The organism is Nonomuraea salmonea, from assembly GCF_042428605.1.
GTDB lineage: Bacteria > Actinomycetota > Actinomycetes > Streptosporangiales > Streptosporangiaceae > Nonomuraea > Nonomuraea salmonea.
Genome location: NZ_JBHMCF010000029.1, coordinates 505,765 through 518,045, shown reverse-complemented (window position 1 = coordinate 518,045; position 12,281 = coordinate 505,765). Strand labels below are relative to the sequence as shown.

At 71.8% G+C, this 12,281-nt stretch carries 11 protein-coding genes; 4 read left to right on the top strand and 7 right to left on the bottom strand.

Going from position 1 to position 12,281, the window contains the following annotated elements:
• The first annotated feature begins 34 nt into the window (after positions 1-34).
• Positions 35-751 (top strand): polyphosphate--glucose phosphotransferase, encoded by a 717-nt coding sequence (gene ppgK, locus ACFFR3_RS26485; protein ID WP_345387539.1) that lies wholly within the window; start codon positions 35-37, stop codon positions 749-751.
• 78 nt (positions 752-829) lie between these two features.
• On the opposite strand, the gene ACFFR3_RS26480 is transcribed toward ppgK, so the two are convergent.
• Positions 830-1,261 (bottom strand): MarR family winged helix-turn-helix transcriptional regulator, encoded by a 432-nt coding sequence (locus ACFFR3_RS26480; RefSeq protein WP_345387537.1) that lies wholly within the window; start codon positions 1,259-1,261, stop codon positions 830-832.
• A gap of 57 nt (positions 1,262-1,318) precedes the next feature.
• Here ACFFR3_RS26480 and ACFFR3_RS26475 point away from each other — a divergent pair, with 57 nt between their 5' ends.
• The 3 genes from ACFFR3_RS26475 (at position 1,319) to ACFFR3_RS26465 (ending at position 6,453) form a co-directional block, all read left to right on the top strand.
• Positions 1,319-1,678 (top strand): VOC family protein, encoded by a 360-nt coding sequence (locus ACFFR3_RS26475; RefSeq protein ID WP_345387535.1) that lies wholly within the window; start codon positions 1,319-1,321, stop codon positions 1,676-1,678.
• Between the two features lie 92 nt (positions 1,679-1,770).
• A complete protein-coding gene (hrpA, locus tag ACFFR3_RS26470) occupies positions 1,771-5,694 on the top strand; it encodes an ATP-dependent RNA helicase HrpA (protein WP_364363502.1) in 3,924 nt (1,307 codons plus the stop codon).
• A 105-nt stretch (positions 5,695-5,799) separates the two neighbouring features.
• Positions 5,800-6,453, top strand: coding sequence for an HAD family hydrolase (locus ACFFR3_RS26465; protein ID WP_345387533.1), 654 nt, complete (start codon positions 5,800-5,802; stop codon positions 6,451-6,453).
• A gap of 23 nt (positions 6,454-6,476) precedes the next feature.
• Here the strand turns inward: ACFFR3_RS26465 and ACFFR3_RS26460 are convergent, their stop codons facing one another.
• The 6 genes from ACFFR3_RS26460 to ACFFR3_RS26435 all read right to left on the bottom strand — a co-directional run bounded on the left by ACFFR3_RS26460 (position 6,477) and on the right by ACFFR3_RS26435 (position 12,267).
• Entirely contained in the window at positions 6,477-6,800 is a 324-nt protein-coding gene (locus tag ACFFR3_RS26460) for a DUF5709 domain-containing protein (RefSeq protein WP_345387531.1), read from the bottom strand.
• Between the two features lie 34 nt (positions 6,801-6,834).
• Positions 6,835-7,086, bottom strand: coding sequence for a hypothetical protein (locus ACFFR3_RS26455; protein ID WP_345387529.1), 252 nt, complete (start codon positions 7,084-7,086; stop codon positions 6,835-6,837).
• Positions 7,087-7,131: 45 nt separating this feature from the next.
• On the bottom strand, positions 7,132-8,676 hold the full coding sequence (locus ACFFR3_RS26450; protein ID WP_379484017.1) for a gamma-glutamyltransferase family protein: 1,545 nt from the start codon (positions 8,674-8,676) through the stop codon (positions 7,132-7,134).
• Positions 8,677-8,722: 46 nt separating this feature from the next.
• Positions 8,723-9,034 carry a MerR family transcriptional regulator gene (locus ACFFR3_RS26445; RefSeq protein ID WP_345387524.1) on the bottom strand — a complete coding sequence of 104 codons (312 nt, stop codon included), beginning with the start codon at positions 9,032-9,034 and terminating at the stop codon, positions 8,723-8,725.
• Between the two features lie 141 nt (positions 9,035-9,175).
• On the bottom strand, positions 9,176-10,429 hold the full coding sequence (locus ACFFR3_RS26440; RefSeq protein WP_345387522.1) for an MFS transporter: 1,254 nt from the start codon (positions 10,427-10,429) through the stop codon (positions 9,176-9,178).
• Between the two features lie 104 nt (positions 10,430-10,533).
• Positions 10,534-12,267, bottom strand: coding sequence for an ABC transporter ATP-binding protein (locus tag ACFFR3_RS26435; RefSeq protein ID WP_379484016.1), 1,734 nt, complete (start codon positions 12,265-12,267; stop codon positions 10,534-10,536).
• Positions 12,268-12,281 lie beyond the last annotated feature (14 nt).

Sequence of the window (12,281 nt, the reverse complement as noted above, 5' to 3'; positions counted from 1 at the left end):
CGTTCGCCGGCGTCGTAACGGGGAGAGGAAGAGCATGGACGTCTTGGGCATCGACATCGGCGGCTCCGGCATCAAGGGCGCGCCGGTCGACACAGAGGCAGGAGAGCTGCTGCGGGAGCGGCTGCGCATCCCCACGCCGGAGCCGTCGGGCCCGGACGCGGTCGCGGGCGTGGTGGCTCAGCTGCGCGAACATTTCGGGTGGAACGGTCCGGTCGGAGTCACCTTTCCCGGTGTCGTCGTGGACGGCGTGGTGCGCTCGGCGGCCAACGTCGACCGCTCGTGGATCGGCGTGGACGCGGGCCGGCTGTTCGGCGGGGCGACCGTGCTCAACGACGCCGACGCGGCCGGCCTCGCCGAGATGCGCTTCGGCGCCGCCCGCGGGCACCAGGGGACGGTGCTGGTGCTCACCTTCGGCACCGGCATCGGCAGCGCCCTGTTCACCGGCGGGGTGCTGGTGCCCAACACCGAGCTGGGGCACCTGGAGCTGCACGGCAAGGACGCCGAGCACCGCGCCGCCGCCCGGGTGCGCGAGGAGCACGACCTCAGCTGGGAGAAGTGGGCCGAGCGGGTCGAGGAGTACCTGCGGCACGTCGAGATGCTGTTCTCGCCGTCGCTGATCGTCCTCGGCGGGGGAGTGAGCAAGAAGGCCCAGAAGTTCCTGCCGCACGTACGGCTCGACACGCCGATCGTGCCGGCCGGCCTCCAGAACCAGGCCGGCATCATCGGCGCCGCCCACGCCGCCGCCCCTTGAGCCGCCGCCCACACATGGCGCCGCCGCCGCAGCGCCTCCCACGCGTAGCCGCCGCCGCTGTGCGGGGGCCCGCGGGTGTCAGTCCGTGAGGGCTTCGGCCATGCGGGCCAGCAGTCGCGCCAGCTCCTCCGCCTGGTTCGGGGCCAGCGGGGAGTTCATCCGCCGCTCCACGGCCAGCACGTCGGCCTTGGCGGCCGCCAGGCGGCGCCGCCCTGCCTCGGTGAGCCGGGCGGGCAGCGCGCGCCCCGAGGGGGCCGTCGACGGCCGCTCGACCAGCCCGGTCTCCTGAAGGTGCTGCAGCAGCACGTTCATCGACTGCCGGGTCACGAACACCGCGCGCGCCAGCTCCGCGTTCGACAGCCCTGGCCGCTGCCCGAGCACGTCGAGACACGAGTACTGCGGCGTGGTGAGCCCGTGCGCGCGCAGCACGCCGTCCATGGCCGCCCGCAGCGCCGCCTGCACCCGTTTGAGCTGGTATCCGACGCTGCGCCCAAGCTCGTCTTGCGTCATGTCAACATTCTGACATACAGTTCTCTATGTCAACGTTCTGACATACGAGGAGAGACCATGACCGCCACCGGCATCGACTTCGTCGCCCTTCAGGTCCGCGACCTCACCAAGGCCGCCGACTTCTACGAGCGGCGCCTCGGGCTCAAGCGCGCCCCGGCCGGCCCGCCCGGAGCCGTGGTGTTCGCCACCGAGCCCGTCCCCTTCGCCGTACGCGAGCCGCTCCCCGGCGTCGAGCTGCCCGAGCGCCCCGGCACGGGCGTCGTCCTGTGGTTCGAGTGCGGCGACGCCCAGCGGCTGCACGACGAGCTCCAGGCGGCCGGCGTGCCGATCGTGACCCCGCCGGCGGACGGCCCGTTCGGCCGCTCGTTCAGCTTCACCGACCCCGACGGCTACGTGGTCACCGCGCACAGCCGCTAGTCGCGGCGATATTGGGATGCGCGCGGCGGGCGGGTCGGGCACCATGGGCGGTTGGCTCCGGCGAAGCGGAGCTCAAATATCCTGAAAGCAGTATGGGAACGTCTTCGTTGTCCTCGCCGTCCTCGCCGTCTCCGGCCTCGCCTTCCCGATCCGCGCGGGCCTCCGGGTCATTCGCGGACCTCCAGTCGCGCCTGCCCGAGCTCATGCCGCGCGACCAGCGGCGGCTGCGGCGCAGGCTCGACGGCATGCGCAGGGTCCGCTCCCGCGACGCGCGCGACAAGATCGCCGCAGAGATCCTCGCCGACGTCGAGCGGGCCGAGCAGCGGCTCGTACGCCGCCGCGACGCCGTCCCGGCGGTGACCTATCCGGACAACCTGCCGGTCTCGCAGCGTAAGGACGACATCCTCGCCGCCATCCGCGACCACCAGGTCGTGATCATCGCCGGCGAGACGGGCTCGGGAAAGACCACCCAGATCCCGAAGATCTGCCTGGAGCTGGGCCGGGGCGTACGCGGCCTGATCGGCCACACCCAGCCCCGCCGCATCGCCGCCCGCACGGTCGCCGAGCGCATCGCGGAGGAGCTCGGCACCGGGCTCGGCGAGGTGGTCGGCTACAAGGTCCGCTTCACCGACCAGGCGAGCGACCGCACGCTGGTCAAGCTCATGACCGACGGCATCCTGCTGGCCGAGCTGCAGAACGACCGCATGCTCGACCAGTACGACACGCTGATCATCGACGAGGCCCACGAGCGCAGCCTCAACATCGACTTCATCCTCGGCTACCTCAAACAGCTGCTGCCCAAGCGCCCCGACCTCAAGGTCATCATCACCAGCGCCACCATCGACCCCGAGCGCTTCTCCCGCCACTTCGACGACGCCCCCATCATCGAGGTCTCCGGCCGCACCTACCCGGTCGAGGTGCGCTACCGCCCGCTCGATGACGACGACGACCAGACCCAGGGCATCGTCGACGCCTGCCGCGAGCTGATCAGCGAGGGCCCCGGCGACATCCTGGTGTTCCTGTCGGGCGAGCGGGAGATCCGCGACGCCGCCGACAGCCTGGGCAAGGCCGACTTCCGCAACACCGAGGTGCTGCCGCTCTACGCCCGGCTGAGCGCCGCCGAGCAGCACCGCGTCTTCCAGCGCCACACCGGCCGCCGCATCGTGCTGGCCACCAACGTCGCCGAGACGTCGCTGACCGTGCCGGGCATCAAATACGTGGTCGATCCCGGCTTCGCGCGCATCTCCCGCTACAGCCACCGCACGAAGGTGCAGCGCCTGCCGATCGAGCCCATCTCGCAGGCCAGCGCCAACCAGCGCAAGGGCCGCTCTGGCCGCACGTCCGACGGCATCTGCATCCGGCTCTACGAGGAGGACGACTTCCTCAGCAGGCCGGAGTTCACCGACCCCGAGATCCTGCGCACCAACCTGGCCTCGGTCATCCTGCAGATGACCTCGATCGGGCTGGGCGACATCGAGGCGTTCCCGTTCGTCGAGCCGCCCGACCGCCGCCAGGTCAAGGACGGCGTCAACCTGCTCCATGAGCTGGGCGCGTTCGACGCCCACAACAAGCTCACCCCCGTCGGCCGCAAGCTGGCGCAGCTCCCGGTCGACCCGCGGCTCGGCCGCATGGTGCTGGAGGCCGAGAAGAACGGCTGCCTGCGCGAGGTCATGGTGATCGCCGCGGCGCTGTCCATCCAGGACCCGCGCGAGCGGCCCGCCGAGAAGCAGCAGCAGGCCGACGAGAAGCACCGGCGCTTCGCCGACCCCGAGTCCGACTTCATGGCCTACCTCAACCTGTGGAACTACCTGCGCGACAAGCAGAAGGAGCTGTCGTCCAGCGCGTTCCGGCGGCTGTGCAAGGCCGAGTTCCTCAACTACCTGCGCGTACGCGAGTGGCAGGACATCTACAGCCAGCTCCGCCAGACGCTCGGCGCCCAGCCCAACTCCCAGCCCGCCGAGCCGTACCACATCCACGCCTCGCTGCTGGTGGGCCTGCTGTCGCACATCGGCGTGAAGGACGTCATCGACAAGCAGCGCGGGCAGGACGGCCGGCGGCCGATCCAGGAGTACATCGGCGCCCGCAACGCCCGCTTCGCCATCTTCCCCGGCTCCGCGCTGGCCAAGAAGCAGCCGCAGTGGGTCATGTCGGCCGAGCTGGTCGAGACCTCGCGCCTGTGGGCCAGGGTCAACGCCAAGATCGAGCCCGACTGGGTCGAGCCGCTCGCCCAGCACCTGGTCAAGCGCACCTACTCGGAGCCGCACTGGGAGAAGAACCAGGGCGCGGTGATCGCCCTGGAGAAGGTCACCCTCTACGGCGTCCCGCTCGTCGTCGGCCGCAAGGTCACCTACGGCCGCATCGACCCCGACCTGTCACGCGAGCTGTTCATCAGGCACGCGCTGGTCGAGGGCGACTGGGACACGCACCACAGGTTCCTCAAGGACAACCGCCGGCTGCTCGGCGAGGTCGAGGAGCTGGAGAACCGGGCCCGCCGACGCGACATCCTGGTGGACGACGAGGCGCTCTACGACTTCTACGACCAGCGGGTGCCCGCCGACGTCGTCTCGGCCCGCCACTTCGACTCCTGGTGGAAGAAGGCCGGGCGGGAGCAGCCCGACCTGCTCACGTTCTCGCCCGAGATGCTGGTCAACGAGGGCGCCGACATCAGCACCCGCGACTACCCCGACACGTGGAAGCAGCTCGGTCAGCGGATGAAGCTGACCTACCAGTTCGAGCCGGGGGCCGACGCCGACGGCGTCACCGTCCACGTGCCGCTGGCGGTGCTCAACCAGGTCAGCTCCGACGGCTTCGACTGGCAGATCCCCGGCCTGCGCGAAGAGCTCATCACCGCACTCATCAGGTCGCTGCCGAAGCACCTGCGCCGCAACTTCGTGCCCGCCCCCAACTACGCCAAGCAGGTGCTGGCCGGCGTCAAGCAGGGCGGCGAGCCGCTGCTGGCCGCGGTCGAGCGCGAGCTGCTGCGGCTCACGGGCGTCCGGGTGCCGCGCGAGGCGTGGCAGCTCGACCAGGTGCCCGATCACCTGCGCATCACGTATCGGGTGATCGACGAGAAGCGGCGTACGGTGGCCGAGGACAAAGACCTCGACGCGCTCAAACGGCGGCTGGCCCCGCGCCTGCGCCAGACGCTCTCGCAAGCCGGCGACGACCTCGAGCAGACCGGCCTGCACACGTGGAGCTTCGGCACCCTGCCCAAGGTGTTCGAGCAGGGCCGGATGAAGGGCTATCCGGCGCTCGTCGACGCCGGCGACTCCGTCTCCGTCAAGATCTTCGAGACCGAGGCAGAGCAGCGCCGCTCCCACTGGCCCGGCCTGCGCCGCCTGCTCCTGCTCAACGTCACCAACCCCGCGAAGTCCCTGCTCGGCGGCCTGTCCAACCAGGCCAAGCTGGCGCTGTCGCGCAGCCCGCACGGCGGGGCGGTGGCGCTGTTCGACGACGTGGTCAACGCGGCGGTCGACAAGCTCATGCTGGAGGCGGGCGGCGTCGTCTGGGAGCCGGTCGGCTACGACCGCCTCTACCAGCACGTCCGCACCCACCTCTACGACACCGCCCGCGACGTGCTGGACAAGGTCGAGCAGATTCTCAGCGTGTGGCACGAGGCCGGGGCCCGGCTCGACTCCCTGCGCGCGAGCGCCGCCACCGACGACGTACGCGAGCAGCTCGGCAGGCTCGTCTACCCGGGCTTCGTCACCGCGACCGGTCACGGGCGGCTTTCCGACGTCCTGCGCTACCTGCGGGCCATCGACCGCCGCCTGATCAAGCTGCCCGAGGACCCGTGGCGCGACCAGGAGTGGATGGACCGCGTCCACAAGGTCGAGGACGACTACGACGACCTGCTGGCCAAGCTGCATCCGGCGCGGCGGGGTGACCCCGACGTGGTGGAGGTCCGGTGGATGATCGAGGAGCTGCGGGTGAGCTTCTTCGCCCAGACCCTCGGCACGCCGACCCCGGTGTCGGAGAAGCGCATCGCGAAGGCGATGGACCGGCTGGCGCCCTGAGACGTGTGGTTCACGGCCGTCCCGTGAGAAAATCACCCGTGCACCGTTTGTCCGGGTCTGTCGGGCCGGCCGGTGCGCCTAGCCGCCAGGTGAGCAGGGGGATCGATGATCAAGGCAGTGGTGTTCGACGTCGGTGAGACGCTCGTCAGCGAGGGCCGCATCTGGCACCGCTGGGCCGAGCGGCTGGGCGTCAGCCCCTTCCTGCTCATGGGCGCCCTGGGCGGGATGGCGGCCCTCGACCGGCCGCACAGTGACGCCTTTCGCCTCGTCCGTCCCGGCATCGATCCCGACGTCGAGGAGGCGGCCTGGGAACGTGACGACCCCGACGGCCTGCGCAACCACTTCGACGCCGACGACCTCTATCCCGACGTGCGCGAGGCGCTGGCGGCCATCAGGGCCGCGGGACACCAGGTGATCATCGCCGGCAACCAGCCGCGCCGCGCCTACGACGCGCTGGTGGCGATGGACCTGCCCGCCGACTCCGTCCACACCTCCGACGGCTGGGGCGTCTCCAAGCCCGACCCCGGCTTCTTCGCCAAGGTCGCCGCGGTGGCCGGGTGCGCGCCCGCCGAGATCCTGTACGTCGGCGACCGGCTGGACAACGACGTGCTGCCGGCCGCGGCGGCGGGCATGCGCACCGCGCTGCTGCGCCGCGGCCCGTGGGGCTACCTGCACGCCGAGCGGCCGCAGGCGAAGGCCGCCGACGTCATCGTCGACGACCTCCACGCCATCCTCCCCGCCCTGCGCCGCCTCCCCTGACCGCCGCCTGAGGCCGCTTCACCTCAGGTGAGGTCGTCCTCCGAGTCGATGCGGATCGCGCGCTCCTCGGCCGAGAGGTCGTCGCCGTCGTCGGAGTACTCCGTGGCGATCTCCTCGTCGTCCAGGTCGGGCCCGAGCCCCTCGTCCGGCTGGGTGAGCCGGTGTTTGGGGCGGGGCCCGCGCAGCCGGTCGGGAGCCTCGCGGCGCAGGCGCTCGTCGAGCGAGTCGTGGTGCCGGGGGTCGTCGGGCACGACCTCGTGCCGGAACCCGAGGTCGTCGGTCCACTCCTCGACCTCGATCTCCTGCTCGTCAGCCAGGCCGAACCGGTCCGGAGGCAGCTCCGTCATGTCGGTACCCCTACCCTCCCAACGGGCCGGAATCCTAGGATCCGGCCTTCTTCAAAGCCCGCGCCAGCTCTTGCTTGTCCATCTGTGACCGGCCGGGGACGTCGGCCTGCTGCGCCTGCTCGTGCAACTCGGCCTTGGTGGCGCCGTCGGGAGAGCCGGAGGCCGAACCTGACAGGGCCTTCAGCTCCTCGGCGCGGCGCTGCTCGAAGGCCCTGCCGAGCCGGTCGAGCTCCTTGGCGTCGGCCGTCTGCCGCAGCGCGGGCAGCAGCGTGCTCCCCTCCTCCAAGCGTGATGACGTCCGTAGCCATAGCGGCACCCGCTACCCGGCGGCTCAGCGTCCAATCGCGGCGCCGACGAGCGAGCGCGGGTCGGCGGCGCCGGCCAGCATGCCGTCGGGGCGGACGTCGATGAGGTGGGCGTGGCCGAACGAGCTCCCGTACGGCAGCGCCGCCACCCGGTGCCCGAGCGCGGCGAGGCCGTCGGACCAGCCGCCGCCCTCCTCCAGGTCGAGCACGGCGTCGTCGGGCGCGTCCCAGGTGTCGAACCCGGTGCCGCCGGTGCCGAGCCGCCAGCGCGGCGCCGCGATCGCGCGGCCCGGCTCCTCGCCGTGGCGCAGCAGGCGGGTGATGACCTGCAGCAGGACCTGGGGCTGGGCGTCGCCGCCCATGGTGCCGACGACGGACCTCAGCGAGCCGTCGGGGCGGGTGATGAGCGCGGGGGTGAGCGTGTGGGGCGGGCGGCGGCCCGGCCCGTACTCGGCCGGGTGACCGGGCTTGAGCGAGAAGCCGATGCCGCGGTTGTGCAGGTTGATCCCCGTACGGGGCTCGAACACCATGCTGCCGAACCCGGACGCGTTCGACTGGATGAGCGAGACCCCCATGCCGTCGCCGTCGATCACGCACAGGTACGTCGTGTCACCGTCCTGGCCCGGCCCGCCGAGCCGCAGCCGGGACCGCGAGTCGATCCGCGACCGCCGCCGGGTGATCTCGGCCGGGTCGAGCAGGTCCTTGGTATCCTCGTGCAGCACGTCGAGCCGGTCGTGCCCGGCGATCCTGGCGGACTCGGCCAGCAGGTGGGCCCAGACGGGATGGGAAGGGGAGGCGGGCAGGTCGAGCCCCTCGGCGATGGCGAGGGACATCAGCAGCAGGTAGCCCTGGGAGTTGGGCGGCATCGACCAGACGTCGTGGCCGTGGGCGCGGGTCCTGAGCGGCTCGACCCAGTCGGCGCCCGGCGCGGCCAGGTCGGCCTCGACGTACTCGCCGGCGCCCGCCTCGACCAGGCCCTGCCCGAACTCGCCCAGGTAGAAGCCGTTACGGCCGTGCCCGGCCAGGGCCTGCAGCGCGCGGGCCACGCCGGGCCTGGTGACGCGGTCGCCCGCCGCGCGTACGGAGGCGAAGTCGCCGCCACCGGGCCGCCGGGCCGCGTTGGCGGCGCCCGCCACCATCAGGGGTGAGGCGGGGAACCCGGCGGAGGCCAGCCTGATCGCGGGCGCCAGCAGCTCGGCCATGGGCAGCCTGCCGTGCCTGCCGTGCAGCGAGGCCCAGCCGTCGACGCACCCAGGCACGGTGACGGACCTGATGTCGTGCAGGTGGGGCATGCGCGTGTGGCCTTCGGCCCGAAGCCGGGCCGGATCGGCGCCGGAGCCCGCGCGTCCTGAGGCGTTGAGCGCGGTGACGGTGGCGCCGTCGTGGACCAGGGCGAACAGGTCGCCGCCGAGGCCGCACATGTGGGGGGCGACGACCGCCAGCACGGCGTTGGCGGCGATCGCCGCGTCGGCGGCCGAGCCGCCGCGCTCCAGCATCGCCAGCCCGGCCGCCGAGGCCAGGTGGTCGACGCTGCACACCATGCCGGAGGGCGCGTATCTCGTGTTGTGCACGCCACGAGAGTACGCGCCCCACCGATCTCGGGGCAGATCTCCGGTGTCACTCCTGCTCGCGCAGCCGTGCCCGCGTCCCTTCGAGCTCCTGGCGCAGGGCGGCGACCTCGCGCTCCAGCTCCAGGATGCGGCGGATGGCGATGAGCGTCATGCCTTCCTCGGCCATGCGGGTGACGTGCTGGACGATGACGATGTCGCGCCGCGAGTAGCGCCGCTGGCCGCCGCTCGACCTGCTGGGCCTGACGACGTCGTGCTGGTCGAGCCGGCGCAGGAAGGCGGGTTGCACCTGCAGCATCTCCGCCACCTGCCCGAGTGAGTAGAGAGGTGCGTGCTCGTCGTCGAAGGGCAGGTCCGGCATGTCATCTCCTCACGGGCCTGGCCGCTCCAGGACCGGGATGCGCACGGCGAGGACGCCGTTCGGCTGACCTCCAACTCACGTTATGGGTTGACTGCTCGCTGGTATGCGGTGCAACGCGGGAAAGAGTGTTCCCACAGGTGGTCAGGCGTTCTCCAGTTGCGGGCGCAGGCGGATGGCCTGCCGCACCGTACGCCCGGAGAGCCGGGCCAGCCCCACCGCCGCGAGCAGCGCGGCCGACAGGCACGCCACGCCGCCGACCTCCAGGGCGACGCGCGGCCCGAGCGTGTCGCTCAGCCAGCCGAGCAGCGGCCCGCCGACCGCGCCCGCGGCGGCGCTGACGATGGACAGCGCCGCGATGACCCGCCCGCGCATCGCGTCGGGGCTGTCGAGCTGGGCGCGGGCGGAGACGGTGGTGTCCAGCGCCACCGCGCCCGCCGCGATCGGCACCATCAGGGCCGCGAACGACCACAGCGACGGCATCAGCCCGCTCAGCGCCTGCACCAGCCCGGTCAGGAACGCCATGATGAGCAGCAGCCGCAGCGTCAGCCGGGTTCGCGTGGCGGCGAGGAAGCCGCCCAGCACCGTGCCGACGGCGAAGACCGTGGACAGCAGCCCGTAGCCGCCCGCGCCCGCCTCCAGCGGGCCCGCGCTCATGGCGGCCATGGTGACCTGGTAGTTGCGGCCGACGCTGCCCGAGACGAACCAGAGCGCGAGCACCACGAGCAGCCAGGGCGTGCGCAGCACGTACCGCAGGCCGTCGAGCACGGCGCCGGGCTGCCGGTCGGCGGCGGCCAGCCGGTGGAACTCCCGCCGCCGCATGCCCAGAACGGCCGCGATCACCACGAAGAAGCTGGCGGCGTTGACCACGAACAGGCCGCCGTTGCCGGTGAACGGCAGCAGCGCGCCGGCCAGGCTCATGCCCAGGATGCGGCCGGCGGAGTTGAGGATCGAGCCGAGCGCCATCGCGTTCGGCAGGTCGTCGGGCGGCACCACCTCGGCCCCGAAGCGCCCGAGCGCGGGCCCGCCGAGCGCGTTCACCACGCCGCCCGCCAGCGCCACGCCGTAGATCGGCAGCACGGACGTCACCTCGCTCAGCGCGATCACCGCGAGCACGGCGGCGAGGCCCGCCTGCGCGAGCTGCGCGGCGATCACGACGGGCCTGCTCGGCAGCCGGTCGGCCAGCGCCCCGCCCCACATGCCGAGCAGCAGCGTCGGCAGCGCCTGCATCACAAGGCTCAGCCCCACGCTGGTCGCCGAGCCCGTCAGGGTCAGGATGAGCCAGTTCACCCCGAGCACCTGCATCCAGGTGCCGGTCACGGAGACGATGTCGGCTCCCGCCCAGAGCCGGTAATTGTGATGACGCAGGGCCCTGAACGTGGAGGAGGACAGAGACACGAAGAATCCTTGCCTTGGGGAAGCACCGGGGGGATGAACAAGCGCTTCCGCGAAGCGGATTCCGGCCTGACCGTAATGTGAGGCAAAGCACGTTTAGGGGGCGGTCAGACGAGTTCCACGGGATGATCGCGGCTCACCAGGGCCGCGTAGTGGCCGCCGCGGGCGATCAGCTCGTCGTGGGTGCCGCGCTCCACGACCCGCCCGTGGGCGAGCACCACGATCTGGCCGGCGTCGCGCACGGTGGACAGGCGGTGGGCGATGGTGATCGTCGTACGCCCCCGCGCCAGCGTGTCCAGCGCCTCCTGCACGGCCTTCTCCGTCTGCGTGTCCAGCGCGCTGGTGGCCTCGTCGAGCACCAGGACCGGCGGGTCGCGCAGCAGCGTACGGGCGATGGCCAGGCGCTGCTTCTCGCCTCCTGAGAAGCGGTAGCCGCGCTCGCCCACCACGGTGTCGTAGCCGTCGGGCAGCGCCGCGATGTGGTCGTGGATGCGCGCCGCCCGCGCCGCCGCCTCCAGCTCCTCGTCGGTGGCCGAGGGGCGGGCGAAGCGCAGGTTGTCGGCGATCGAGGCGTGGAACAGGTACGTCTCCTGCGACACGACCCCCACGGTGCCGCTGAGCGTCTCGAACGTCAGCTCCCGCACGTCCACGCCGTCGATGGTGACCCGGCCGGCGGTGACGTCGTACAGGCGGGGGAGCAGGTAGCTGAGCGTGGTCTTGCCCGAGCCCGTCTCGCCCACGATGGCCAGCGACGAGCCCGCGGGCACGGTGAGGTCGACGCCGGTGAGCGTGGGGGTGTCGCCGTAGGAGAAGTCGACCTGCTCGAAGCGCACCTCGCCGCGCACGTCCGTCAGCTCCCGCGTGCCCGGCCTGATGTCCACCGGCAGGTCGAGATACTCGAAGATGCGCCCGAACAGCGCCAGCGAGGTCTGCACCTCGACGCCGAGCCGCAGCAGCGACACCATCGGCCGGAACAGGCTCGTCTGCAACGTCGTGAACGCCACCAGCGTGCCCACCGAGATCGCCGCGGTGTGGCCGGCGGCCCAGTAGATGGCGGCGGGCATGGCGGCCATCACGAGCTGGATCGACGCCTGCCGCCAGCGCCCCGCCATGCTGGTGGCCACGCCCAGCTCGGCCAGCTCGTGCGAGGCCCTGCCGAAGCGCTCGGTCAGCTCGGCGGAGCGGCCCATCGTGCGGCCGAGCAGGATGCCGCTGATCGACAGTGACTCCTGCACCATCGAGGCGATGCCGGCGAGCTTGCGCTGGCGCTCGGAGGTGATGCGCTTGCGCTCCGAGCCGACCTTGCGGCTGATCCACACGAACACCGGCAGCAGCGCGAGCGAGACCAGGGTCAGCCGCCAGTCGAGGGCGGCCATGGCGACGACCGTGGCGATCACCGTGGTCAGGTTGGAGACCAGGGACGCGGCCGTCGAGGTGACGACGGCCTGCATGCCGCCGATGTCGTTGGCGATGCGCGACTGCACCTCGCCGGTCCTGGTCCTGGTGAAGAAGGCCATCGACATGCGCTGGAGGTGGCTGTAGACCGAGACCCGCAGGTCGTGCATGACCCGCTGACCCACAGTGGTGGAGACGAGCGTCTGCAGCACGTCGAACACGGTCGTCGTGACCGCCACGAGGATCATGCCGAGCGCGAGCAGGGTGAGCAGCCCGGCGTCCCTGGCCGGGATCGCCACGTCGAGCACCTCGCGCAGCAGGAACGGCGAGGCCAGCCCCACCAGCGAGGACAGCACGATGAGCGAGGCAACCACGGTGAGGCGGCCGCGGTAGGCGCCGAACAGCTTGATGATGCGCCCGATCGGCGCGCGCGGTTCCTCCGCCAACGTGGAACCTCCTT

Excerpts from the sequence above, each read along its gene's own strand:
- ppgK (WP_345387539.1), top strand. The coding sequence starts at position 35 with ATGGACGTCTTGGGCATCGACATCGGCGGCTCCGGCATCAAGGGCGCG.
- ACFFR3_RS26480 (WP_345387537.1), bottom strand. The coding sequence starts at position 1,261 with ATGACGCAAGACGAGCTTGGGCGCAGCGTCGGATACCAGCTCAAACGG.
- ACFFR3_RS26475 (WP_345387535.1), top strand. The coding sequence starts at position 1,319 with ATGACCGCCACCGGCATCGACTTCGTCGCCCTTCAGGTCCGCGACCTC.
- hrpA (WP_364363502.1), top strand. The coding sequence starts at position 1,771 with ATGGGAACGTCTTCGTTGTCCTCGCCGTCCTCGCCGTCTCCGGCCTCG.
- ACFFR3_RS26465 (WP_345387533.1), top strand. The coding sequence starts at position 5,800 with ATGATCAAGGCAGTGGTGTTCGACGTCGGTGAGACGCTCGTCAGCGAG.
- ACFFR3_RS26460 (WP_345387531.1), bottom strand. The coding sequence starts at position 6,800 with ATGACGGAGCTGCCTCCGGACCGGTTCGGCCTGGCTGACGAGCAGGAG.
- ACFFR3_RS26445 (WP_345387524.1), bottom strand. The coding sequence starts at position 9,034 with ATGCCGGACCTGCCCTTCGACGACGAGCACGCACCTCTCTACTCACTC.